This is a genomic window from Fodinibius halophilus, assembly GCF_011059105.1.
GTDB classification, from domain to species: Bacteria; Bacteroidota; Rhodothermia; order Balneolales; family Balneolaceae; genus Fodinibius; species Fodinibius halophilus.
On sequence record NZ_JAALLS010000023.1, the window covers coordinates 1 to 25,749 of the forward strand.

Sequence of the window (25,749 nt, forward strand, 5' to 3'; positions counted from 1 at the left end):
TTATTATTTATAATGATAATCGGTAAACGCGTTATTATTAAATAATAATATTCTTAATACGATTGGCATAACTACGACTAACCTTAACTTGTGTTTCACCTTCCAGCGTAGCCATAAATCCCCCATGACCATCAGGCTCTAAATTTTCCAACGCCGATAGCGCTATGGCATAGGAACGGTGAACCCGAACAAAATCTGAGGGGTTTAACTGTTTTAATAATTTACCGATCCCTTTTCCACAAAGCACCTTTCCCTCGGAATAGTGTATCCTGGAATAATCCCCCTCAGCCTCAATCCATTGTATATCATCAACCTCCACGGGGATGATTTGATCACGAGATCTAACAAACAAACGGTCAGGGTATTTCTCTTTTTCATCTACCTGCTTTAGCAAAGCCCGGATACGTTCTTGTCGGGTATCATCCTGCCCCGCGATCTTCTGTACACGCGTAATTGCCTCGTTAAAGCGAGCTTTGGTATAAGGTTTCAACAAATAATCTACCGCATTTATATCAAAGGCATGGATAGCATATTCATCATAAGCAGTGGAAAAAATAATATATGGTAACTCATCCAAGCGATTTACTAACTCAAAACCTGTCATTTGTGGCATTTGGATATCCAAAAACAATACATCCACTTCATGATTGTTCAGATAATCGAGTCCCTTGTGAGGGTTACCCACCGACTGCACAACATCAATCCAATTTATATCTTCAATATATTCAAGTATGACATCTCGAGCAGGAGGTTCATCATCTATGATAACAGCTCTATAGTTTTTCATGACCTATCCGCCAATTGGAATTTTAAACCGTACATTTGTTCCTCCTTTCTCATTGGAAGAAAATGCGAGTCCTGACTCTTCACCATATCTTTTTTGGAGATGTTCTTCTGTATTCCGGATACCGATACCATTCGAATTGCCCTTGATCACAGAATCGGAGATACCACAACCCGTATCATTGACTTCTACCACCATGTGTTCATTCTGATGGGTAATATTAACTTCTACTTTTCCGCCCTCCGGGGACGGACTAATACCGTGCTTAACAGCATTTTCTACGATAGGCTGAATAATCATGGGCGGTATTTCTACTCCATGAAGCTCCCTATCAACATTAATGTCATATGATAACCGATCACCCAGTCGGGGCTTCTCAAGCTGTAAATACTTCTCTATGAAACCTATCTCTTCTGAGAGAGCAACTTTTTCATTTTCAAAACTTTGAAGCGAATAGCGTAACATATCTGAAAGGCGGGCAATCATATCACGAGTTTTATCTACATCCCTCGAGACCATAGCATTAATGCTATTGAGGGTATTAAACAAAAAATGTGGATTAAGTTGGGCTTTTAAATTTGCGATCTGCTGCTGGTTTGAAAGCTCCTGCAATTTCGCGGCTTGTCGTTCACGCTCCCTGAGTTTTTTAATAGAATCGATAACATGAATAATGGAAAACGCAATTCCATATTCAAAATAAGCAGACGTGACCACCCAAATCCAATTCTCTATAAAACCACCGCCCTCCAAATATTCAATCCCAAAAAAGAGGTCAAAAAGAATCAGGTAGCTATAGTACCAAGCTATTGCAAAAGCGATACCGGCTAAAATATGGAGTATTAATTTCTTCCAACCACTTAACTTGTAGCATTCGCGAACGATGAAATACCAGTTCCCAAACAACAGTATCACTTTTATAACCGTACTTAAAACGGATCCTATAAAAGCAGACAGAAAGGGTACATTCTCTGCATAAGATAATGCGCCGGTATAAAGCAACACGTAGAGCAAGCTGATAAAAAAGACCAGCCCTATTCCACGCCATGTTATTCTCGGTTTGGAGAACTCAATCTCAAGAGTATCTATTTGTTGATTCATACTTCAAATTTAGGAAAATACAAGAGGAAATATCATGGTAATACCGTGTACCGCTGCAGGGGCTAAAAAGCTACCCGCTTTTTCTCGCACAACTCCAAAGGCAAGTCCGGCAAAGAAGGTCCAAAATCCCCATGCCCATTCCATTGGGTTCGCCCCCGGACTTATAACATGGATTAATCCAAATAAGCTTGCTGTAATGATAATACCCCACCCAAACTGTAATCCCAATAAGTGAAAGGGTTTACCAAATGCCATATTGAGCCGAGGCTGCATGTATCCTCGGAAGAATAGTTCTTCCATAAACCCTATAAACACGAGGGCTACTATTACATCCCGGACCATAGTATTAACATAATGAGCTGCGACTGCAAGCAGAAATCCGACCGCAAATACCATCCCCACAATTATTGCATCCTGCCTTACAAAAGGGGTTTCCTGCACGGTCTTTTCTTTTTTAACCATGAGCAGATATAACAGTGTAGCAATAAGGTAAAAGGAAGCAATGATAACTGCACCTCCCCAATCCATAAAATCGAATTCTAAAAACTGTGCAATAGGGAAGGCAAAGGTTGCAGGTAACAGAACCGACATCGCCTTGCCTCCCTTTTGTAACGCCTTTTTAACAGCTTCTGCCTTAAATAGTTTTTTCGGGACTGGGTTGCCATGCAGATACAGCATTAACAGTGTAGGCAGTGCCATTGTACTAAGACTGCTCAATAGTGTTCTTCCCATACCGGCACGTTGCCAACTTTCAAACCCGGGTATCAGATCCACAATCCACATAGCACCAACAGCAGACAAAAACACCAGTACTATTTCGCTTATAGCCAAAATCTTATTTCTGTACTGCTCCCGGATCGTCTCCCGGCTTTCAGCTCCATACTTAGCCTGTGAAAACATATCGTTAATCTGCTTTTTTATTAAGCTTAGGAACCAACACCTTTTTTACCCAGGGGTAGCCCGGCTTGACCTCCAGTGCTTTTTGAAAAGCTTCTTCTGCTTTCTCATACTCCTCTTTCTTCATATAAGCTTGTCCCAACCAGGCAAACACTTCGGCATTACCCCACTGAGGTGCATATTTATTGGGGGACGTCCATTTTTCAAAAAATGTGGCAGATTTTTGAAACCCCTCAATCGCCTTATCAGTACCCCCTCCAAACATAGAAGGTTTATAAAGGGTACCCACTGCATCCAGCATTGCAATACGTGGGTTTTTCGGAGCCAACTCTTTAGCCTTGCCCATCGCCTCTTCAGACTTAGGTCCATATTTCATCCCGGAAAAGAAACCGGATGCTTTCATCCCATAACAACTACCTAATAGACCGTAGGCTTCAGCAAACTCGCTATCTGCTTTAATCGCACTTTTAAACATATTGATAGCTTGCTCCAGGTATTTTTCTTGCTGATCTTCGCCGATAGTCGGGAATGAAGACTGTAACCGATAGTAGCTATACCCGCGGTAATAGTATGAATACTTTCGGGTTTGAGAATCATCACTCTTCGAAAGCGAAGCAAGCTTTGCATTAATTTTGATCAGCTTCTCAGCTTCAAGAGAATCTATGGCCTTCTCTATTGATTGCTTTAGCTGTATTAACTGTTGTCCCTGGGCTTGTATTTCACCGGAACCGAACAGAAGAACTACACATAAAATCAGACTTATAAGATACTTCATAATACAATTTGGTTATAGTTTAATATTAACTGTTGCACCTGCATACACAAACCTCCTATAGTTACTGTAGACAGGTTTTCGCTTGGAATAATCATTATTGTAGGCGTAATCCATAACATTATTATGGTTTAATAAATTAGATACCGATGCATAAAATATGACAGACCAATCTTTCATTGGCACCCAATAATAGCTCAGATTCACGTCCATTCGGTGAAAGTTGGGCAAGCGTTCTGAATGTATGGCTCCCTCTACCGGTAAATAGTAATTTTTTGAAGTTGCCCGGGCATTAATAACAGGAGTAAAAGGACGGCCTGTTGAATAACGGTAGGTTATGCCGCCGGTTAACATCCCTATAATTTTTGCTTTACCCACGACATTAAGATTATGGGTGATATCAAAAGCAGACGGGGCGTACTCATATTCAACGCCCTGCTGTAGCTGCCGGGGATATAATCGTTTTGAACGCAAAAAACTGTATGATATCCAGCCATTAAATGGGGTTCGCATAAAATCAGAATACTTAAAGAAAACGTCTGCCCCATAGGCTTCCCCATAACCAGTATTATTCAGCTCCTCCTTTTTACCCTCTATTATTAACTCATCATAGGACTTATAATATCCTTCCAGGCGCAGGTGGTAAAGATCCTTTTTATACTCATAGCCGGCAATATAATGCCATGCTTCCTGGGGACGCAGATCTTTATTTCCAGATACCGTATTATACTGAAATGGTTCGGCATACTGATGGTAACGGCCCGTGGCCAGCCTAAAGCTGCTCGTATTTGAAACACGATATGTAACTGAAAACCGAGGATCAATAGTCCCCTTTGCTGAACTATCTTCATAATCTGCCCGTACTCCCAGCCTAAGTTGTAATGGCGGTACCAATTGATATTCTGTCTCTAAATATCCGCCAACATAATCTGTGGCATACTTCTCATCAAGAGACACAAAACCTGCCGAGGGGGCCAGTATGCCCTTCCGTTCAGGGACCTCTCCCAAGAAATTATTCTCGCGCCGTATCCACTCAAAACCGCCATACCAACTGACCTTCTGTCCCGGAGTGAATTCAACATCCGAGCGAAACTTATAGGTACGATCTTCTTCATCAAGGACAAGACCGCCATATCGCTGATCCTTCTTATAGTTATTAACCGAAACACTTGTCTTAATAAGCCACTCATCCCATAGTTGCTTCCATTGCAAATTATGAAGGCGATTTTGGTCGTCTCCCCTGAATATTGCATCGAAAGAAGGTTGCGGTACCCGTACGCCCACTTTACTTGTATTAAGGTAATTAAAGAGTTTAATCGTAGTTCCGTGGGCTGGCTTTGCAATAATGCTAAGATTTCCATCTTTTGATCGCGGAGTCTCCCGAAACTCATCAGCCAAGCCATTTAGATCAAACATAAAGCCGGTCAAACTTTTGTTTCCGGAAAAGTGAGCCCCCAACTTTTGAGGAATAATTGAAACCGCTCCCCCCGCCGAGAATGCGCCTATACCAATATTCGTATTAAAACTGGTATTATTCGGCATTCCTTTCGATTCCATAGCCAATACCGCTGACAGGGCGTTTCCGTATTTCGCAGAAAAGCCCCCCGTAGAAAAATGAGTGCCCGAAACCAGAAATGGCGGAATAGTCCCAAAAACACCTCCTGTTGGCGTCTCATATTTATAAGGATGTACAACCGAGGCTTGGCCAAGGATAAACGAGACCTCATTAACATTTCCGCCTCTTACGAACAGGCCCGACCCTTCATCAATATTTGAGACGCCGGGGAACGTTTTTAATGCCCTGAAAATATCTGCTGCAGCTCCCGGTGTAGTCACAACTTCTGTTGGCGACAGTGTTACCCCCTCTCCGGCACCCGTAGTAAAAGCATTGGCCGTAACCTTTGCTTCTCCCAACGAGCTACTTTTAACGTTTAAATCAAAGTCCAGTGTTATCACCTCTCCACTAGACAGATCAATCTTCTTTTCAGTTGATTTATATCCAACCATTGAAGCTACTACCGTTACCGTTCCAACAGTATCGACCTTAAACTTATACTGGCCCTGCTGGTTCGTTACATCCCCCATTGTCGATCCCTTTATCATCACATGAGCCAAATACAACGATTCATTTTCCTCTCCCGTAACTTCTCCTGTTATCTCTGTTGGACTACCGTTATGCTGTGCCCTGCTTACGTTAGAAAAACAAGTGATTAGCCCTACTGTAAGCAACAGGAACAATAAATATGAGCCTCTATTTGATTCGTAAAACATAGCCTGCGATTCTTCTTTGTCGTTTTATTCTGTTACAAAGAGTAATGAACAGCCACAGACTTTACCTATAAGAATCGATAAGTGGGAGTATAAATCGATGAAATGCTGATATCCCCCTTGAAACCTTTTCTTTTAAGTAAAACTGCTCTCGGCACGGAAAAAACTATGGACATTCCGAAAAAAGACCCCTATCTTTAAGCTCAATTTTTAATTCCCACCTTTAGCAATACGTCTTATATAGAATATGTAGTTATAACTATTCTTCTTGACAGATGAGCTTGAGGTGTATAAAACAATACTTAGTATAAATGACACAACAAGGCAAAGTTAAATGGTTCGACGTTGAAAAAGGATATGGATTTATCGAACCTGAGGACGGAAGCAAAGACGTATTCGTCCACCGAAATAACGTAGAAAATTTAGATTACAATCAAGGCCTCGAAGACGGTGAGAATGTTGAATTCGACGTTGAAGAAACCGACAAAGGGTTAAGCGCTACTGATGTACGCAGCCTTGATTACAAGTAATGCTTAAGCATTTCTTTTGATCTTTTAGCCCGCTTCTTTTTAGAAGTGGGCTTTTTTATTTTGCCTGTTCCAAGTGTCCTGTAGGTTTAAGTTGTTTGGTAAAATTAATTTCAAAACAAGCTCCCCTCTCGTTTTTTACCGATAACTCCCCATCAAGTTGGTGAGTCAACGTTTGCACCAACGTCAATCCAAGGGTTCCTGATTTCTTTTGCTCCCAATCTTTAGGCAACCCACAACCATCATCGGCGATTGTTAGGCTTACTTTCTCTCCCTCCTCTTTTAGCGTTATCCAGATATTGCCCTTTTCCATACCCTCAAAAGCATGTTCAAACGCATTACATAAAAGCTCATTTAAAATGAGTCCACAAGGGATGCTCTGATCAATAGTGATTAAGATATTATCTGTATCAACATGTAGAGTAACCTCTTCATCCTGTTTATTAAAGGAATGGGCAATTACTTCAGCCAACTCTCTGATGTAGTTTTGGAAATTGATATTCGCCAGCGTATCATTTTTATACAACTTTTCATGAACCATAGCAATGCTTTGAATACGCGTTTGGGCTTCTACCAAGGCTCGAGAGGCCGAGGGCGCCATCACCGAACTCTGCTGCAGTTCCAGAAGGCCCGAAATAACGGCCAGGTTATTTTTCACCCGATGATGAATTTCAGCAAGAAGCACCTCTTTCTCTTTGATTCCTTCTCGTAACTCCTTGGTCTGGTAATCAACCAAATGCTGTAATTTCCGATTTTCATAGGCATTCAGCCAAATTTGGGAAGAACCGTACAACACTCCCACACCTCCTATAACCAGCAGTATATTAAACCAATACGTACTCCATATGCTTTTTGCTATCACAAAACTAAACGTAGCACCCTCCGTATTCCAACCTCCATTTACTGATTTAGCTTGAACCTGGAATACATAGTTCCCGGGAGACAGATCTTCATATTTTACCTTATTTTCGCCTGTATCTTCTGTCCACGTTTTCTCTTTCCCTTTAAGCCGATATCGATACTGTATATTTTCCGGTTCCTGGTAATTGAGTCCGCTATATGAGATCGTTAAATTGTTTTCTTGGTTTGATAATCTCGTTTTGGGCGGATTTGTTACTGGGTAATCCAATTGCACTTTCCTGTTATATTTATACTCATGCTCTTTATTAAGGCCCAAACTGACATCCGTTAAGTAGACCGAGGTAGTCGCCTTATTTATCAACTTCTTGGCAGGGTCATAGTTGACAATACCTTTTTTACTGCCAAACCAAAGCTTCGCATTTTTATCACTACTTACTGCACTATGATTAAATGGCAAACCGGGGGTCTCCAGTGACAAACTGTAATGATTAATTTCCATCTCTCCGCTCTTCCAATAGTTAACCAAGTCTAGCTTATGTAAGCCAGCCGACGTACCATGCCACAATTGATTATTAGCATCGATGGCTAAAAATTGGGTATCCACCGAAAGCAGTCCGGACTCATTATCAAAAAGTGTAACCTTTGCCGAATCGTTGTGTTGCTGGTAGTAAACAATCCCCCGATTCGTCCCCATCCATATATCACCATTTTTATCTTCAACGGAATAGCGAAAAAGTCCCGTAAAGCCGTGCTTTTTAAGCTCTGGCAACTCTTTTAAGTGTCCGTCCGCATAAAGAAGCATCCCCTTGCTGGTACTGAGCCAAAGACGATCCGCCTGATCAGCCATCATATGCCAATACACTCGATCTGCGTATTTATCACTTCCTATCCGCTCAAATTGCTGTCCTGAATATCGGGAAACCCCCTGCCCTGTACTTATAAAAATAGTCCCGCTCTCTGTTATTTGAACATCATAAATCTGTCCTTCTACTGTATTATTAGCTACCGAAAAAGGATATAGCATTTCCTCAGAAATGCTATAATAACGCAATCCAATATCGGTAACCAGTATAAGCGAATCACTGCCTACAGCTTCGATATCCCACACCTTAATACCGTTCTCCACCACCCTCGATGATTCTTGCCCAGTATTCTTGACAGCCAGTCCCTGCTCACCGCCCAACCAAACCTTATCATCCTGGTAGGCTACTGCCTCTACACTCATCGGAGCACTTTGGTGCGTGCTAAAAACAAAGGCTTCGTTAACAAACAATCCCACACCATTAGCCTTATTCGCCACCCAGGTTCTGCCACTTTGATCCCGAAACAGATCAGTAATTTCATTACTCAAGGCACCGTTTTGGATAGCAGTTTGATTAAGTCGCCCATCATCAATGGTAAATACTCCATTTTCGGCCGTACCCATAAGAATAGTGCCGTATTCATTTTCAACAAAACCGGTCACTTCCCCGATTTTTTTATCATCGATCTCCCGTACCCACACTGTCTTTTCTTGTCTTACCTTTGCTATCCCATCATCAGTGCCTACCCAAACAATTCCTCGATGATCTTGCATCATCGTTTTACAATCTATTCCTGTGAAAGCTGCAAGCTGCCGCTCTACTTCTAAGGTTTTGGCATCTACAACGGCGATTCCTTTTGAGGTAGCAACCCAGATCTTTTGGTTCTCTTTTCGCAGGATTTTATTAATGGAGTTGGTCGGCAAACCTTCATCCATTGTTAAACGGTCACCAAGCCCATGCAAACCGACAAAAACTCCTGCATCCCTGGAACCGAACCACATACGCGACATATGATCTTGCGCGATAGCAGTAATGAGATGTTGTTGAATAAGAGTATTTTTCTCGGGATATACCACAGAATCGCCTTTCACATATCCTACCCCACCGACAGCTGTGGACACCCAAAGTTTATCTCTCTGATCCCGATATAGCAACTGCACGTTGTTATCCTTAAGCCCATCTTCGTCCGTAAACTGCTTAGCCGAACGACCTGTAAACCGCAACAACCCCTCGTTTTTAGACCCTATCCAGATAAAACCATCATGAGTTTGGTTAATGGCAGTCACACTATCCGAGGGAAGTGCCCCACTTGCTGAATAATGCCTAATTACATGCTGCTGTGCTATACCTGACAATGGGATAGTCAACAATAGGTTAAATATCACAAAGAAAATTCTGCTAATAACTCTTCTGTAACTGATCATTAAATAAACTGTTTCTTAATGCGGATCTTTAGTTCGAATCAGCCGATACTGTAACCATTCTAAGCTGTTCCTTGGCCTCGCTATAAAATGTACTTGGCTGGGGCACATAGCCGATCTCTCGGACTATTTCGGGAGCATTATCCAAGAAAAAGTAAATAAACTCACGTAGCTCAGGGTTAAGAACTGCCTTTTGGGCCACATAGATATAAAGCGAACGAGACAATGGTTGGTAGGTCCCATTTTTCACCGTTTCAAGAGAGGGCATTACCGGCGATATATCTTTAGAAGCCGTATTATTCTTAATGGGAACCAGCTTTAACTGGTAAAAATTTTCCTGGTAGTATCCCAAACCGAAAACTCCCAGGCTATTGCTATCATTAGCAACCCCTTTTACGAGGAAATTATCATCTTCCGTAGCCATATAATCACCCCGTGTCGCCTGCTGATCAGGTAGTATGGAGCGTGTAAAATAATCATACGTTCCCGATGCAGAACCCGGCCCATAAATACGTATCGTGCGATCCGGCCATCCCTTTCTCAGCTCACTCCACTTTGAAAGTGACCGCTCAGCAATAGGTTGCCATAACCTTCGTAATTCGTTTACAGACAAATAGTCGACCCAATTATTACCCGGATGTACAACAATGGCGATACCATCCATTGCGATAGGAATTTTGAGGATAGAAACACCATTACGCTCACACTGCCGGCGCTCACTTTTTGTTATTTTTCTAGACGCATTAGCAACCTCGGCTTTGCCTTCACAAAGAGCCTGGAAACCGCCGCCTGTACCCGATACGCTTAAATTAATGACATTTTTATGATCATCATCAACCTTCTCATATTTTGATTTGGCTAAGTTTACGATAGGATGTACAGTGCTGGAACCATCTATCTTGAAATAGGGTTTAGGATCAGATGTTTTTATATCCGTACATGAAATAAGTACCCAAATAGCGAACGTGTAAACGAGATATTTTCTCATATAAATAACTGTCCTTCTTTTTGCGAGGACAGAAAGTAATCAACCTATTTTATGAGATTATTACCATTACACTAATAAACAATAACCAATAGAGGGGCACTGGTACGCTTCTGTTTGATGATTTCATAATACCTGCTTTACGATTTGGTCAAATCTATTTTATACCTTCTCCCTAGTCAAAAATAGAACCAATCATAAAGATCCCATGCGTACCAAAGGCGGACATCTTTTGAAACAATATTTAGAAACTCACAATATCTCTGCTGAAACCTTCTCCCGATTATCGGGCATGCCCCTCCCCGAAGTAAAGGGGATACTCGAAAATCGACTCTCCATAACTGATCTGCGAGCTCACCACCTTGCTGTGGCTTTTGAAACTGATCCACAGCTTTGGGAGGAAGAACAGCTTGTTACAAGCTAAAATTCATCAGCTAAAGATAACTATAATGCCTTGCGGTAAGTACGTCTTCGCTTGTGGATCCTATTTTCATAGCTATTCCATAATGCTTGAATAGACTCATTATCTTCAAGTTCAGGGTTCGTTTCCACCGTTGTAATACCCCGGTTGTTAAACATCTCATTCATCTCCTTAAAGATGATAGATGTTAAACCCTTATTCTGATATTTGGGATCGATACCGATCAGGTAAAAAGCTGCCTTATCGTGGAAATACCGAGCCTTAAGAAGATGTGCCCATCCCAAGGGCAGAAGCTTTCCATGAGCTTTCTGTAAAGCTTTAGCAAACGATGGCATCGTAATAGCAAAAGCTACCAACTCTCCATCTTGATCAGCAATACAGTTGATAAAGTCGGGATGTAGATATCTCAGGTATTTCTCTTTATAATAGTCGATCTCCTCTTGCTGAATAGGTACAAACGTACTAAGATCGCTGTAAGTTTTGTTAATTAGATCGAACATTGCTTCCGCATGTCCCAAGATCTCTTTCTTATTCTCATAATGGATAACTTCCAAATCATATTTTTCCATGATGAGCCCAGAAAACCGTTTTACCTTGTCAGAGGGTCCCTCTTCCGGTATTTTAATCTCAAACTCTATCCATTCCTTTTCTTTTTCAAACCCAAGCTGCTCAAGATGCTCTTTATAGTGTGGCAAACTGTACCATGTTATCATCGTGTTGAGCTCATCATAACCTTCAACCAGCATTCCCGCCTTGTTCATAGTAGAAAAGCCAACAGGGCCTTCCATATATTCGAGATCATACTTTTGCCCAATTTCTCGAACTTGACCTATCAGGGCTTTAGTAACCTCGATATCATCAATAACATCGAACCAACCAAAGCGCATTTTAGGCTTCTCTTGCTCTTCGACCTCCATTCTGTTGATGATAGCAGCAATACGTCCCACTGGTTCACCATTTTTATAAGCTAAAAAGTATCGCCCCTCAGCCTGTTCAAAAACGGGATTTTTATCCGGATCAAAATTTTCTACTTCATCTGATATAATAGGCGGCACCCAAAATGAATTTCCTTCTAATAGTGTAAACTGAAATTTTACAAACTCTTCTAACTCAGCAGAAGTCGTCAATTCTTTGATTTCAATCATGTGCAAAAATTAATTGGCGATAAGCTATAATAGCTGATGATATATGGAAATTTATTTTCTAAAATAACTAAGATGATCAGAAACGCCAATGAATAAGCTCAATCTAAAACCCAATTCATATATACAAAAATAGCCTGCTGGTAGAACCAGCAGGCTATTTTGACATTTTAAATTAATAGCGGCAGATACCTCAATTAGATAACTGGTATTTAATGAGCAAGCTATCACTCTCAGTGGCCTGAAAGCTTGCAGAACTATTACCTGCCATATCTACCTGAGTTGAGGTATCCTCATTCTTTTGAATAGTCAGTGCTCCATTAAGAACTGTTTCTTTTAAATTCCAATTTACAGTTAATGAATCACCTGACATACTTCCTACTTGTACATTCCAAGTAAGAGCTCCTGTTTGAACTGTTCGAAAATCCTTCAATAATTCCAGATCTTGAACTTTAAGAAACAGATAAATTGCATCACCACCTTGTGGGGGGGCACCAGGGCTTTCATGATCCATACCACTGTCAAAGCCTTCTGAGGCACCTTCGAGTTGCCCAATGGCTAGATCCGTAGAATATAGGGAATCTTCCATTTCCAGGTCAAACTCATATATAGATCCTACAGCATCAAAGTTAGCTGTAACCTCAGTATCAGAATCCATGGTTATTGTCAGTGGATTATCTGTAGACTCCACATCTCCTGTCCATTTATTAAATGACCATGCTGAATTCTCAGTATTGGCAGTAAGTTCTACCTCTTCCCCTTCCTCATACGTTCCTGAACCGGGAGTTATTGATCCCGCATCGCTAGGCGAAACATCAGAACTTAAATCATACATTGCAGGTTCCGAGTCACTGCCTCCACCGGAGTCAGTGCTTGACCCTCCACAAAAACTTATGAGTACTGATACTAAACCTAAGACAAATATTATACGAATATATTTAAACATTGGACTCTCCTTATTTGATCAAAGTCATTTTTTGAATTTTAGAAAATGAATCGGTTTGTAACCTTACAAAATAAACGCCACTCGCTAACTTGCTGGCATTAAAGTTTACTGTGTAAGTCCCCGACTGTTGAACTTTATTAACCAAAGTTTGCACCTTTCTGCCTAAAACATCGAAGACATTAAGTGTCACTTCAGCTTTATTCGCCAGTTCATAACTAATTGTCGTTGTTGGATTGAACGGATTTGGATAGTTGGGATGGAGATCATTTTCTACAACCATCTCGTCAGACGCCAGGGTTTTAAAATGCATATCATCATATTCTTTCTCAATGAATCTGCTTTGTCCTGGTCGCAAATCATAATAGATCACATTCTCTCCATCAATTGCCTCAATCCGAATAGGACTATTGTTATTTTTATCACTGGTTACTTTAACAGGATAAGAGGCGGCAGTGAGATCTAAACTCCTCATACTGTTATCAGCAATCTTATAACTACCGGCAATTCTAACATCCAGAGGTGCCGACGGTGCTACCGGTGGCAACATATACTTTCGTTTTTCTTTTTTCGAAAGTTTACCAGTCATCATATAAATAGATTGCTCTATCCCATCACGCTCAAACCTTAATTCTTGCAGGTTGCGCACTAATGGGGCGTCACTATCCTTGGCCTTCTTAGAAGCTGATACACTTGTGGGTGCATCAAAAAGCAGGTCTATTTTACCTTCTTTATCAGCATAAACCCAGTAAGCTCCAGAAGGGGTAATCTCTGATACTTCCTCATAGGTACTATCATTAAAAGCATAAATTGGTACAGATGTTAGCACACTACTGGAGTCAATAATAGAATTAACTTTTATAGTATCCGCGAGTCCACCGATTATATTCCAACCTTTGGTAATATTTGCACCGGTCTCTGTCAAAATGCTTCCCTCTACGGTAATGCTATCTTTGGCAGGACCTTTTATCCAATAACCCTTACCTCCTTTCAAAGAATCCTCTATCTGGTATCCCCCAGAATAGCTAACAAGCTGTGCTTTCGCAGGAAGTTTAATCTCGGCGCCTGTAGGGATACTTATCATACTCCAACTGTTATTGTAATGGGCGTACCCTTTGTAATTACCGGCAAGCTCCGAAAAGCCACTTTCATTGCCCAAGCTATCTACCGCAGTTACACCATAAAACTGAGTTTTATCTGTTTCAGCATTGGAGTAGGAATAATTCTGCGAACTGCGCTTCACACTATCTATGGCTGTCATCTGATCAGGGTCATCTCCTTTATATACTTTATAAAAATGGAGATCCTTCTCAGTATTGGCATCCCAAGATATATCAGCATCCCCACTTGAAAGACTAAAGCTGATACCTTTTGGATTATCAGGAGCTGCAAAATTGACTCCGCCCGGTGTTAAGGGGAAATCAGCTGTTCCTTCTGTATTTACAACTCCGGCAGAACCATCTTCCGCTTTGATATAATACTCAACTCCCAGCGAGCTCAGCTCACTACTGGGTATCGTAGCCTCGTATTGGTTATTTGCGTTTGAGGTCATAGATGCTGTCTTATAAGTAAGGTCACCTATTGTTCTATAGTACAATGTGGCATCTCCTACACCTCCTGTTGTATCCTCAATTTGGGCAGATAGTGTTAGATCACTACTCGGTGTAAATGAGGATGGCACAGAATGTGAAATAGTAGGCGGCGTGTTACTACCTACAGCCATACTATAGGCATTTCTCTGTGGGTCACTGCTAGGTATTGTTTGGGTACCCTTAGAATCCGTGACCTTCACATAAAACTCCATACCTGGTTCTTGCACATCCGTATCCGGTATTTCCCCTTTATAGAAAGACGATTCAGAAGATAAGGTATAAGTTTGGAATGAATCCTTCGTTTTCGAAGAGCTTTGCGGTTTATTCATCTCCACTGATTTAAATGAACCGGCTGCCCCTACCTTTCGATACAGCAGCTCAACCTTTTGAACTGTGGAACTCACAAATGATTTTATTTCTGTTTCTATACCGATATTCTGATCTAACGGTTGACTCTGCGAACGCTTTGCCAATGTATTGGTAGACAAATTCTGAATTGGCTTAGTAGCCGGATCATACGTTGCGTTGTCAGAATCCTGTGATTGTGAATTACCTGTTACCGTAACCTCTACCAATCGATCGCCGGCAGTTCTACTTGAACCGTCGAATGATTTAGGTGACTTGCAGGAGAGAATATAGGTAGTTGAAACCTGTTGACTTATGGCATCGGCAACAGTAGAACTGAAGTTCTCTCTGATATCAAATATCTGCCCACCGGTATTACTCGTTATTCCTTTAAATTCATCATTTAACGAAGTAGTTGTAGAAGCATGCACCGTAACATCACCTGACACAGCAGCATTAATTGCACTCGTTTCATCAGATAACGATGACTGACCAGGGCGTTCATCGGTAATAATTACGAATACTCGCTGCGAACCGGGGCGGAAAGAAAAGTTTGAAATAGACTTTTCTATCGATAAAAACCCAGGCTCTGATGATCCAGATGTTACGTTTCTTGCCAAGACATCATTCTTAAAATAACTGGCATCTGTAGTCAAGGCACCGCCATCTTCAAATATAGGGCCACCATAAGTAAGCCCAAGCGTTCCCTGTCCGGATTGGCCGTAACGCGTTAAACCAAGTGCAAAATCAACACCTCGATTTTTTAGTGTATCGACAAAAGCTATAATGTTGTCAATTACTTCTTGCTGTTCCGATCCCATACTTCCACTGTTATCTACGATAAAAACAACATCAGCCAAACGAGCACCGCTTTGTGAAGGTGGTGTCAGAGTACAATTCTGTTTATCAACCGCTAATCCATCTTCGGTCACTGAAAAATCAGAGAGATCTAGTGCTGGGTTAGGCGGAGAACCTTGTTCCGTAACACTAACACTCGCCACAAAGTTAGGTGTTGCCGGTAACGGAAGTCCTGTCAACCTAAAATCAAGACTCGGAATATTAACCAAGAATTGCTTTTGTCCTGTTAAGATAAGCGAAGCATCTTGCGGGCCATCCGTTATTGAACCCTCATGAGTTATAGTAACTGTATATACTCCAGCCGTAGGGGCCTTAATCATTACTTGCTCTACGTTATCACGGTCATTATTCCCTTTCGTTGCTGCAGTATTGGGATTAGCCGGATCCATCACATAGGGTTCATACGTATTTCCATTCTCATCAGTAATCTTAACATCCAGGTCATTAACCAACATAGATGTTGTAGGATCAAGTTGCGCACTCACCGGTGACCCTGACGGATCGGTCCAGGCAAGTGTAGCTATTAACGGCTCTTGCCCATCACTTTCTACTTTATACTCAACCGTTTTACTGTCGGCGAGAGAAAACTCTTTAATATTAACTCCCCCACCGTTTGCTTTATCTTTGGTAATTAACTCCGCTGCTTTTTCAGCATTTAATAAGCCCCATCCAAATTTATAGTCAGGGCCAGGGTTTCCTGCTTCATCCGCAGTATGTACCAATAAAGCTTTCATTGTAGATGAAAGGGGTGCTGTACCTCCAAACTGATTTCTATAGTGTTCTTGTAACAAACCGACTGTACCACTAACTACGGGCGAAGACATTGAGGTACCATTATATGACGAATACTGATCTGTTCCTGAACCAACAGAAGAGTAGACGCTAACCCCTTTTGCTACAATATCCGGTTTTATTCGCCCGTCATCAGTAGGCCCCCACCCACTAAATGAAGACATCTGAACATCGCTCGGTTGTGAATACCCACCGGGGATACCATCCACTGCTCCAACGGTAAGAACATTTTTAGCTAAACTCTTAGATGAGATAGAATCAAATCCATCTGATCCTCCATCAGGATCGCGTGTTGCATTTGACGTAACCCAAGCCCCATTGGATCCACTACTGGAATCCCAAATATAATGCTCGGTAGGCTGATTTGAGGGACCATCATTACGATCGTTCCCTGCGGACTTTACAATAAGATAATTAGGAGCATTATATGCGATATCATCCCACTGAGCAGCAGCTGAATTATAAAACCCAAAGCTATAATCTTCTGTAGCATCTATGGATGTATTGCCAAACCAATACCAATCTCCATTACCTTTATAATCATAAATCCATCCGGTTATAGATCCATATGAATGGTTTGAAACTCGCAATCCATTGGCTGCAGCCGTAGCCATTTCACTTTCATCATTGCTCCAGTCATAAGCATCTAAGTCAGCCTGAAAAGACATCCCTTTTGCATTATTATCAACTCCGGCGGCAACCATAGTACCACCTACGTGAGTGGCGTGATTGCTAATTCCCCCGGGTGAATCTTTTTGAGTGACACGGCTTCCAAATTCTTGATGCGAGGCTAATACTCCGCCGCCGTCCCAGACACCTAAAGTCTCTGAAGAACCGGAGAGTGACAATCCTGCTGCACCACCCGACCATATTTCATCAATAGAACTTGTTTCGGCCGCCCCCAAATTATAGGTTGTATAATATACGGGATGCCCATTCTCAAACTTTTGTAATTCTATTACTCTGCCGTCGGGCAACACTCTCTGGACAGGAATTCCTGCCTTCTGTGCTCTTTCAACAGCAGCCTGATGTTCTGTTTCCCATTTGACTTTACTTTCTTGTGCGATCTCTTGAAGCCGGTTAACCTGTTGCTGGCTTTGAGCAAATAGGTTCCCCGAAAAGAGAACGAATAGGAATGCAAACGCAATCCCTAATGTTTTGTTTAATCCTGACATATTTACCTCCTGATAGTGATGATGTGTTAACTTGTCTCTTGGACCTTTCGCAATATATCCCCAAGCTTTTTTGTTAGTTTTAAAAATTGATTTGGATAATATTCTTGATCCGCTCCCATATTTGCTTTAACAGTTGTAGGTTTTTCTCCCTGCTTCAACCGAACTGAAAGTTCAATGCGAGGGGCGGGAGTATTGATCTCAACCTTACGCGGATCTATATTGGGAAGTGAACTGGGAAAAGAAGAAAAGGATGACTGAGAAATATAATCGGACAAACTAGTAAATGTCTCTTTGGGAAGGCTCCCATGCTTAACCTCTACCTCTCGAATCTGTTGCTTGCCATTCTTCTCGCTGTAAATTTGTTTATACAATGTATAATTAGCTGAAAATGATACTTCTATAACATATCCATAAACAGCACCACTTTGATATTCACCCATCCCCCCACCTTTAGAATAACGAATATAGTACCCCTTTTTTTGTTCTGAAGAACCAGAATCATTTTGATATATCCAATAGATCCCGGTGGCTACAACACCGACAAACAAAATCGCAAACAAGTTCAATACTGATTTGTTTAACCCCATAGCATGTTACCTAATTACGGCAATATTCAATCTTGACTACAAAATATTTTTAACCCATATAAACAAGCTTGGCCCTTATATTATCACATCAGGCCATGCATAACATAAAGCTCGAGTAAAAAGAGGTAGGGTAGTATAACAACACAGAAGAGCAGATTACATTATTTAACTTGATAAACTCTCTGAGTTCTAACCACACACTTTCTCACTACCTATAGCACATTTTTTTACCCCTATAAAGCTCTCTAGATAAACCAATATTGATATTTCAGTTTTTAACCGGAAAAAGAAAAATGTTTTCCGCTTTTCTTGTTTAATACAATAACTATTAAAATTCAAATTTCAAAACACATGCTTAATTCTATTTTTTAGAAACTTCCATTACCCAGGTTCGTAGAGCACAGGTATGCAACAGTCATTTCCCAAACTGTATTAACATGTTTTTACTACTTTCAACGAAAGCTAACTATTTCAATTGGTTTTTCTGACATATTGAATTTATAATGCTGCAAATAAGGCAAACAACTTTTCTTATCACAATTTAACTATTTATAAGTACCGTGGGACAAACTATCGACCGATCATTTTTTCCTATTCATACTCTCATTACTGCCCTTGTCCTTCTAATTGGGATGAACGCATGCAAAAGTTCTAATACCACCAGGAAACAAACAGATTCTACAGAATCAAAGAAGGAACTGGAAGAGCTATATTGGCAACGAGTTGAAGATTCACGCTCCTCTTATACCGAAGCTGATGTGAAATTTATGACGGGGATGATAGCCCACCACGCCCAGGCCTTGGTCATGTCTCGATTGGCACCCCATAACGGAGCCAGCCCCCAAGTACGCACTTTAACTTCGCGAATTATTAATGCGCAGCGCGATGAGATTAAAACGATGCAACAGTGGCTGCGCGACCGGGGCGAAACAGTACCTAAAATTTCCATCGACAGCCTGCAACTAACCATTACCCTTGATGAAAAGAAGTACACAAAATATCGGCAAATGAAAGGCGTGCTTACCCAACAACAAATTGTAGAATTGGCCAAAGCTAAAAATACCGAATTTGATCGTCTATTCTTGACCTATATGATTGAACACCACGCCGGGGCCGTCTCAATGGTAGACAAACTTTTTAATACGGATGGTGCTGCACAAGACGGATCTGCATTCCGTCTTGCTTCTGACATACAAGTAGACCAACGCACTGAAATTGACCGAATGTTTGAGATGCTGGAAGCCCTTCCTGAAACGGATTAACAACAGTTTTAACACGTTCTAACTATTATCACCCCTAACCTAACAGATATACTTATGAGTCTTCATAACAATAAAAATGTTACGTCACCTGGTTTTTCCGGGATAGGCAAACACTGCCTGTGGCTTTTTGTAGCTGCCGTACTCTTCGGTAGTTATGCCTGTACCTCTTCTTCTGAGGTAGCCGACGACACCTATTCTGCACCTACTATAACTCCCAAACCCCTGACTTCAGTAAATGCTCCCTCGCCGGATCCTCGCGTGGGACTTAAAGCAGGGCTTTTTGATGCTGAAGAGGCCTCCTGGAATCTGAATATGATTGCACAAAAACGCCCGCCAAAAGATTTTGTAGGCGTTACCAATTCAGATCTGGCTTTTAAAGACAATTACATCATTCAAGGAAACTATAATGGCTTTATGGTTTGGGACATGTCTACCCCCAGCTCCCCTGAACTGGTTGTTGACTTTCTTTGCCCGGCCTCTCAAAGTGATGTTTCTGTGTATGGCGACTTGCTTTTTGTTTCGGGTGAAGGCCTCGGTGGCCGTCTCGATTGTGGAACCGAAGGTATAGATAAACAAGTAAGTGATAAACGGCTTCGCGGTATTCGAATTTTTGATATTTCTGATATCCAAAATCCCGAATATGTATCCAACGTACAAACATGCCGTGGCTCTCACACCCATTCCGTACTGGATGATCCCAACGACGATGAAAATGTATATGTCTATGTATCGGGCTCTGCTCCTGTACGTCCCGAAGAAGAACTACCCGGATGTACCGATGCCCCTCCCAGTGAGGACCCTAACTCGGCCCTCTACCGTATTGAGGTCATAAAAGTGCCCTTGGACAATCCCAAAGATGCTAAAATTGTAAATTCTCCGCGCATCTTTGAAGATCTTGAAGAATCACCCTCCCACGGCATGTCTCCTGCTGATATTGCCAAAGTAAAAAAAGCTGAAAAAGAAGGAGCATTTGTTGCTAACATTATGGGCCAAAAACGTGTTGTACCCGATCGTTATGTCCAAATGATGCTCAAAGGCATGGTCAAAAAACGTGGTGGCAGTGGAGAACCAACAGCAGCCGACAGTGCTAAACTTCGAAAAGAACTACCCAAAATTATTGCTGCTCGTTTCGGTGGCAACAGCGGTGACGAAGGACCAAGCCGAGGCCCTAATCAATGTCATGATATTACCCTTTATCCGGAAATTGGCCTAGCCGGCGGTGCTTGCGAGGGATACGGACTGCTACTTGATATTACAGATCCTGCCAGCCCAAAGCGTGTTGATGCAGTAGCTGATTCTAACTTTGCATACTGGCACTCGGCTACTTTTAATAATGAGGGCTCTCAAGTACTCTTTACCGACGAATGGGGAGGCGGTGGCCAACCTAAATGTCGCGAAAAAGATCCTATGGAGTGGGGGGCAAATGCAATCTTCACCATAGGAGAAGATAATAAGATGGATTTTCAGAGCTACTTTAAAATGCCCGCTCCACAAACCGAGCAAGAAAACTGTGTAGCACACAATGGTTCTCTAATACCAATTCCCGATCGTGATGTCATGGTACAATCGTGGTACCAGGGCGGCATTTCGGTATTCGACTGGACGGATCCCAACAATCCTGTCGAAATCGCTTTCCACGACCGCGGTCCCGTTGATTCGACACGTATGCAGATGGGCGGAAGCTGGTCGGTGTACTGGTATAACGGCGTAATTGTAAATTCAGAAATTGCCCGTGGACTTGACATCTTTGAACTCAAGCCAAATCCCTACCTCACCAAAAATGAGATTGCTGCAGCCAACACCGTTACGTTTGAACAACTGAATCCCCAGGGACAGCCAAAATATGACTGGCCTACTACCTTTGTATTAGCCAAAGCCTACCTGGATCAGCTGCAACGAGGTAATGGTCTGTCAGCAAACGCAATCAGAACTGCAAGAATACAACTTGCCAACGCTGAAAAAGCTTCCGAATCAGAGCAACAAGAAATTCTACATTCGCTGGCTGATGATGTTGAAAACAAAGCTAAGGACTCCAAACAATCAGAAAAAGTACAAAAACTAGCTGATACCGTCCGCAGCTTGGCATCTAAATAGAGATACAGATTCGGATAATAGCAATCCGTTTACTAACAATTACATAAATCCCTTTGACTCTCTACCTTTTGGTATAGTCAAAGGGATTTTTTTATAAAGATAAATTTCAATCAAAATCTATAGACCAAAAAGCTACCCCAACATGTAATCAATACACCAGGTTATCTCTGTAAATATCTTTCCTGGGTGTACGACCCTCTAACTTTTGGGAGCCTCCATAATATTAAAATCCACTTATCTTGAAGAAATTCAATAGAAAAGAAATTACGTTTAAAGCGAAACAAAATTATGCTACAAAAAGGTACGTTTCTTGTAGTTCTAGTAAACCATAGGCGTAGGAATTAAACATCACTATTATGATTTCATCAAGTATTATCCGCTTAATCAGTCAGCGAGCATTAAAAACATCTTGCTTGTTGATTCTGGGATTAATGTTATGTTTTGTTTCCTCGTGTAAAGATAACCCCGTTAATAATAAGGAAGAAGAGGAACCTCAGAGTACGAATCCACCGTCGATACCTACAAATCTCTCGCCAGAATCTGGTGCAACTGTTTCCACGAATATCACCCTGACATGGGATGAGGTCACCGATGCCTCGCAATATGAAGTACAGCTTGCCACTGACTCCAACTTTGAAAATATTATCTCTAATACATCAGCGGATAATCCAAGCTACCAGTACGAAGAATATGAACTATATAAGCAGTACTATTGGAAAGTTAGAGCCAAAAATAGTGCCGGTGCCGGAGAGTGGTCTGCAACTAGAACACTGTCAATAAATAATATTATATATGACCCAAGGTGTGTAAATGGGATGGCTCATAAAGAATATGACTGCAAAAATGTCGATTTAGTACAATTTTTAACCGTTGACGATTTGATGGGCGAAAGAGTCAATGATATTTGGGGATGGACGGATCCAATGACCGATAAAGAATATGCTTTAGTTGGATTATCTGATGGCGTTACATTTGTTGATATGTCTAAGCCAGACAATGCTCGTATACTTGGAAAGCTCACGGAATCAGAAACCCAAAGAGTATCTGCCGGTACAACAAATGGTCATCTCAAATCACTCAAACATGATGATGAAGGTAAATCAACATGGAGAGATCTTAAAGTATACAACAACCATTTATATGTTGTCAGTGATGCTCAACCACATGGCCTACAAGTATTTGATCTCACCAAACTTCGAAACGTAGAAAGCCCGCCAGTCCAATTTACTGAAGATTATCTGTACCAGGGATTTTCTCCTGCCCACAATATCGCTATTAATAAAGAGTCAGGTTATGCCTATGCCGTTGGCTCAGATGTGGATGGCGGTGGGTTACATATTCTGGACCTTAGCCAACCCCTGAATCCTACTTTTGTGGGCGCCCATGCAGACAGTACGGTGGGCAGAAATTTGACCGGCTATGTCCATGATACCCAGTGTGTTAACTACAAAGGACCGGACCCGGATTACCAAGGAGAAGAAATTTGCTTCAACAGTAGTGAAACACATTTTGTTATAGCAAATGTTAGTGATAAGAGTGCAACGGCTACAATTTCTAAAGCTACCTATGACGACAGCGAGTATATCCACCAAGGTTGGCTCACTGAAGATCACTCCTACTTTTTGCAGGATGATGAACTAGATGAAAAGTCAGGAAAAAAAACCACTACTTATGTGTGGGATGTACGGGACCTTGACAACCCGAAGTTAATCAACGAACATACAGCGGCTTCCAACGCAATAGATCACAACTTGTATATCAAAAATGGATATGCCTACCAGGCAAATTACACTTCCGGTCTGCGTATTCTGGATCTGTCCAATATCGCTTCGGGTACACTAAATGAGGTAGCCTATTTTGATACCTTTCCCCAACATAATGAGACTGAATTTGACGGTGCATGGAGTAGTTACCCCTTCTTTGAAAGTGGGCTTATCATTGTAAGTGATATTAGTAATGGCTTATTCATCCTGCGGCCCAACATATAAAATATATACTCAACCTCGCATAACTAGTTATTGTTAGGTCCTTATTTTTCGCAAAATATTAATCAAAAAATGTCCCACGCAAAGCATTGGAGGGGGGGGGGCAGACCATTTTGGGTATTCCGACCTATTGTACTGAATAAAAACCTACGTCGGCAAAGCTATTCGACCTTTTTACGCCTCAGAGCGTCAGCGACGGGAGGCCCCGGAAACTCACGAATTGAATTTCTGTTTTTCTGATAAGACAAAATAGACCAACAATATACTCCGCATATTAGCCTTCGTAGATTGTAGAAGCCAAGGCATTATTTATTAAAGCATACGTTCAACAGCTTGAATATTTTTTAAGCTCTTAAATTGTAATAAAGCATAGAAAATGTAAGCTCACTACAATATATGCTAACTGTCTTATATTCTTAATTGCAGACTACCTTTTCTGCAATACCAATAGGAAACCGTAAATGAAGCGAAAGCATTCTATTTCCATTCAATATGCTGAGCGAGGGGTAGAAAAAACAAATCGTTTATTTGGAGATCGTTGTTATTGATAAATCATCCATCCCCACTCTCATCATCTTATCCCCTTTCACCTTAAGACCTCTTGTCTGTGCTACCATCTCAGAAACTTCATCAGGGATCACCTTATATACCTGCCCATTTATTGTCTTTCTTACAATATTCTGCTTTGGTGGTTGTTTGCTATAAGCAGTTACAATTAATCGTTCTACTCCCAAGGGGGGGGCTGCTTCAAAAGTATGTGGAAAAGCAACTACTTTATTGACTCGGTCAGTGCCAATGTAATACGAATCCCAGAGCATAACTTTCATCCCATTGGCCAATATATAAGTTAACCTCAAAAAAGAAGGTTGGTTTACGCGAAAATAGAAATTAATATCCTCACCATCATTAAGCACGATACTGCTTCCGTTACTACCTTTATCGCTCATTACCTCTACATTAATTCCCCCATCAACAATTGCACCCTCAGAAAGGGCTTCTTTGGTTTTAAGTGCTTGTTCATGGTTTTGTGGTTTCAATTCAAGCTTTTCTGGCACACCCGATTTAGGCAGTCGTACTTCGGCACCGGCTACCCTCTGGCCTTGCTCTGTATTAACAGTAACCGACATCTCAATCTCTTCTCCCAAATCCCAATAGTACCCCTGGGTAATTGTTTTTGATGATGATTTACTATTTTGAAAAGCTGATAAGATCTTACGTTGCAAACTTTGCCCTACATATGAACCAAATTCACTGGAAAAATCAGACTCCTGATATCTGAAATTGCGGACTTGATTATTTGCGATTTCCACTTGCTGCATCTTAAGCTGATTTACCAACACTTCTAATGCATCAGATAGTGATCCTACCGGTTTTTGAGTCAGTTTCTTAATCTTTTTACGTACTTCGTTCTCTTGAGCTACTAGTTGTCTGGGATTCACTAAAGAATTGCTATCATCACCTCCTGTTTCAAAAGTAAGCTCATCAAACGCTTTTGACTCACTGCCAGACAGCGTATTTGCAATAGCATATTGCTCATAATAGCTCTTGTAAAGTGGATATAGCCGAACATACTGCTCAATGGCTTCACTAGTATTTCCTTTTTGTTCAAAATCAGAAGCTTGATTATGTATCGTTCGTATCCTTTCAAGCGTCTGTTTCGCTTTTTCCCGGTATTGTGCAACAGCCTTATCTCTATCCAGATAAGCCAGTGCGTAAATCATTTCATCTTCACTTGCAATCTTAAAACTGATTCCCTTCAATTCAAGATTACTAATTGTATGGCTTACCGAATTAAAACTGCTGGAAATCGTTTCCTCTGTTTCATTAACTTCCGAAGTAACCGTAGTCTGAACAGACACCTGTACTTTGCGACTCAAATCGCCCGTAGCCTGTGTTTTGGCATCTGCTAAAGCCTCTTCCTTTGCTCCATCTAAAGCCCTCATCCCAAAGCCGATAATGTAGCCACTACCCAAACTTGGAGTCTTTGTGCCATAGTTTTGTACCCACTCTGGCTGTTCCTGTTTCCCGTAACAATAGTTCCCCAGCAGAATAAATACACTTAAAAATACCAACCGGGCCAACCACTTTTTTGAGCACAAAATCTTCATTGTATTTTATTTACTTGAAAACCAAATAT

General features: G+C 41.4%; 17 protein-coding genes. 5 read left to right on the top strand and 12 right to left on the bottom strand.

The genetic code is table 11. The features are described from left to right. Nucleotides 1-37: 37 nt before the first annotated feature. From G3569_RS14945 to G3569_RS14965, 5 genes are read right to left on the bottom strand one after another with little or no spacing between them, the layout of a single operon-like run. On the bottom strand, nucleotides 38-787 hold the full coding sequence (locus G3569_RS14945; RefSeq protein ID WP_165270630.1) for a LytR/AlgR family response regulator transcription factor: 750 nt from the start codon (nucleotides 785-787) through the stop codon (nucleotides 38-40). Between the two features lie 3 nt (nucleotides 788-790). Next, nucleotides 791-1,882 carry a sensor histidine kinase gene (locus tag G3569_RS14950; RefSeq protein ID WP_165270632.1) on the bottom strand — a complete coding sequence of 364 codons (1,092 nt, stop codon included), beginning with the start codon at nucleotides 1,880-1,882 and terminating at the stop codon, nucleotides 791-793. Between the two features lie 9 nt (nucleotides 1,883-1,891). After that, a complete protein-coding gene (locus tag G3569_RS14955) occupies nucleotides 1,892-2,782 on the bottom strand; it encodes a CPBP family intramembrane glutamic endopeptidase (protein ID WP_165270634.1) in 891 nt (296 codons plus the stop codon). Between the two features lie 4 nt (nucleotides 2,783-2,786). Continuing rightward, nucleotides 2,787-3,554 carry a tetratricopeptide repeat protein gene (locus G3569_RS14960; RefSeq protein WP_165270636.1) on the bottom strand — a complete coding sequence of 256 codons (768 nt, stop codon included), beginning with the start codon at nucleotides 3,552-3,554 and terminating at the stop codon, nucleotides 2,787-2,789. A 12-nt stretch (nucleotides 3,555-3,566) separates the two neighbouring features. Further along, nucleotides 3,567-5,822 carry a TonB-dependent receptor gene (locus tag G3569_RS14965; RefSeq protein WP_165270638.1) on the bottom strand — a complete coding sequence of 752 codons (2,256 nt, stop codon included), beginning with the start codon at nucleotides 5,820-5,822 and terminating at the stop codon, nucleotides 3,567-3,569. A gap of 308 nt (nucleotides 5,823-6,130) precedes the next feature. Here G3569_RS14965 and G3569_RS14970 point away from each other — a divergent pair, with 308 nt between their 5' ends. Continuing rightward, nucleotides 6,131-6,349, top strand: a complete 219-nt coding sequence (locus tag G3569_RS14970; RefSeq protein WP_165270640.1) for a cold-shock protein — start codon at nucleotides 6,131-6,133, stop codon at nucleotides 6,347-6,349. A gap of 55 nt (nucleotides 6,350-6,404) precedes the next feature. On the opposite strand, the gene G3569_RS14975 is transcribed toward G3569_RS14970, so the two are convergent. After that, on the bottom strand, nucleotides 6,405-9,434 hold the full coding sequence (locus G3569_RS14975; protein ID WP_165270642.1) for a two-component regulator propeller domain-containing protein: 3,030 nt from the start codon (nucleotides 9,432-9,434) through the stop codon (nucleotides 6,405-6,407). A gap of 28 nt (nucleotides 9,435-9,462) precedes the next feature. Beyond that, nucleotides 9,463-10,419, bottom strand: a complete 957-nt coding sequence (locus tag G3569_RS14980) for a PstS family phosphate ABC transporter substrate-binding protein (protein ID WP_165270644.1) — start codon at nucleotides 10,417-10,419, stop codon at nucleotides 9,463-9,465. Between the two features lie 205 nt (nucleotides 10,420-10,624). Between G3569_RS14980 and G3569_RS14985 the strand changes: the two genes are divergently transcribed. After that, the gene (locus G3569_RS14985; RefSeq protein WP_165270646.1) at nucleotides 10,625-10,840 is read left to right on the top strand and encodes a hypothetical protein; all 216 of its coding nucleotides are present in this window, start codon (nucleotides 10,625-10,627) and stop codon (nucleotides 10,838-10,840) included. Nucleotides 10,841-10,860: 20 nt separating this feature from the next. Here the strand turns inward: G3569_RS14985 and G3569_RS14990 are convergent, their stop codons facing one another. From G3569_RS14990 to G3569_RS15005, 4 genes are all read right to left on the bottom strand, one after another. Further along, on the bottom strand, nucleotides 10,861-11,982 hold the full coding sequence (locus tag G3569_RS14990; RefSeq protein ID WP_165270648.1) for a GNAT family N-acetyltransferase: 1,122 nt from the start codon (nucleotides 11,980-11,982) through the stop codon (nucleotides 10,861-10,863). A gap of 190 nt (nucleotides 11,983-12,172) precedes the next feature. Then, nucleotides 12,173-12,925, bottom strand: a complete 753-nt coding sequence (locus G3569_RS14995; protein ID WP_165270650.1) for an InlB B-repeat-containing protein — start codon at nucleotides 12,923-12,925, stop codon at nucleotides 12,173-12,175. A 10-nt stretch (nucleotides 12,926-12,935) separates the two neighbouring features. Then, the gene (locus G3569_RS15000) at nucleotides 12,936-17,684 is read right to left on the bottom strand and encodes a S8 family serine peptidase (protein ID WP_165270652.1); all 4,749 of its coding nucleotides are present in this window, start codon (nucleotides 17,682-17,684) and stop codon (nucleotides 12,936-12,938) included. A 26-nt stretch (nucleotides 17,685-17,710) separates the two neighbouring features. Further along, the gene (locus tag G3569_RS15005) at nucleotides 17,711-18,271 is read right to left on the bottom strand and encodes a hypothetical protein (RefSeq protein WP_165270654.1); all 561 of its coding nucleotides are present in this window, start codon (nucleotides 18,269-18,271) and stop codon (nucleotides 17,711-17,713) included. Between the two features lie 560 nt (nucleotides 18,272-18,831). Here G3569_RS15005 and G3569_RS15010 point away from each other — a divergent pair. From G3569_RS15010 to G3569_RS15020, 3 genes are all read left to right on the top strand, one after another. After that, nucleotides 18,832-19,533, top strand: coding sequence for a DUF305 domain-containing protein (locus G3569_RS15010; RefSeq protein WP_350356570.1), 702 nt, complete (start codon nucleotides 18,832-18,834; stop codon nucleotides 19,531-19,533). A 54-nt stretch (nucleotides 19,534-19,587) separates the two neighbouring features. Then, on the top strand, nucleotides 19,588-21,627 hold the full coding sequence (locus G3569_RS15015; protein WP_240894741.1) for an LVIVD repeat-containing protein: 2,040 nt from the start codon (nucleotides 19,588-19,590) through the stop codon (nucleotides 21,625-21,627). Between the two features lie 356 nt (nucleotides 21,628-21,983). Continuing rightward, nucleotides 21,984-23,615: a choice-of-anchor B family protein gene (locus G3569_RS15020; protein WP_165270656.1), complete on the top strand. Its 1,632-nt coding sequence runs from the start codon at nucleotides 21,984-21,986 to the stop codon at nucleotides 23,613-23,615. A gap of 521 nt (nucleotides 23,616-24,136) precedes the next feature. On the opposite strand, the gene G3569_RS15025 is transcribed toward G3569_RS15020, so the two are convergent. Next, nucleotides 24,137-25,720, bottom strand: coding sequence for a hypothetical protein (locus G3569_RS15025; protein WP_165270658.1), 1,584 nt, complete (start codon nucleotides 25,718-25,720; stop codon nucleotides 24,137-24,139). Nucleotides 25,721-25,749: the final 29 nt, after the last annotated feature.

What these genes read in the sequence shown, in the direction of transcription:
- G3569_RS14990 (WP_165270648.1), bottom strand. Translation starts at nt 11,982, where the DNA reads ATGATTGAAATCAAAGAATTGACGACTTCTGCTGAGTTAGAAGAGTTT.
- G3569_RS15000 (WP_165270652.1), bottom strand. Translation starts at nt 17,684, where the DNA reads ATGTCAGGATTAAACAAAACATTAGGGATTGCGTTTGCATTCCTATTC.
- G3569_RS14965 (WP_165270638.1), bottom strand. Translation starts at nt 5,822, where the DNA reads ATGTTTTACGAATCAAATAGAGGCTCATATTTATTGTTCCTGTTGCTT.
- G3569_RS14955 (WP_165270634.1), bottom strand. Translation starts at nt 2,782, where the DNA reads ATGTTTTCACAGGCTAAGTATGGAGCTGAAAGCCGGGAGACGATCCGG.
- G3569_RS15020 (WP_165270656.1), top strand. Translation starts at nt 21,984, where the DNA reads ATGATTTCATCAAGTATTATCCGCTTAATCAGTCAGCGAGCATTAAAA.
- G3569_RS15005 (WP_165270654.1), bottom strand. Translation starts at nt 18,271, where the DNA reads ATGGGGTTAAACAAATCAGTATTGAACTTGTTTGCGATTTTGTTTGTC.
- G3569_RS14950 (WP_165270632.1), bottom strand. Translation starts at nt 1,882, where the DNA reads ATGAATCAACAAATAGATACTCTTGAGATTGAGTTCTCCAAACCGAGA.
- G3569_RS14960 (WP_165270636.1), bottom strand. Translation starts at nt 3,554, where the DNA reads ATGAAGTATCTTATAAGTCTGATTTTATGTGTAGTTCTTCTGTTCGGT.
- G3569_RS14975 (WP_165270642.1), bottom strand. Translation starts at nt 9,434, where the DNA reads ATGATCAGTTACAGAAGAGTTATTAGCAGAATTTTCTTTGTGATATTT.
- G3569_RS15015 (WP_240894741.1), top strand. Translation starts at nt 19,588, where the DNA reads ATGAGTCTTCATAACAATAAAAATGTTACGTCACCTGGTTTTTCCGGG.
- G3569_RS15025 (WP_165270658.1), bottom strand. Translation starts at nt 25,720, where the DNA reads ATGAAGATTTTGTGCTCAAAAAAGTGGTTGGCCCGGTTGGTATTTTTA.
- G3569_RS14970 (WP_165270640.1), top strand. Translation starts at nt 6,131, where the DNA reads ATGACACAACAAGGCAAAGTTAAATGGTTCGACGTTGAAAAAGGATAT.
- G3569_RS14980 (WP_165270644.1), bottom strand. Translation starts at nt 10,419, where the DNA reads ATGAGAAAATATCTCGTTTACACGTTCGCTATTTGGGTACTTATTTCA.
- G3569_RS14945 (WP_165270630.1), bottom strand. Translation starts at nt 787, where the DNA reads ATGAAAAACTATAGAGCTGTTATCATAGATGATGAACCTCCTGCTCGA.
- G3569_RS14985 (WP_165270646.1), top strand. Translation starts at nt 10,625, where the DNA reads ATGCGTACCAAAGGCGGACATCTTTTGAAACAATATTTAGAAACTCAC.
- G3569_RS14995 (WP_165270650.1), bottom strand. Translation starts at nt 12,925, where the DNA reads ATGTTTAAATATATTCGTATAATATTTGTCTTAGGTTTAGTATCAGTA.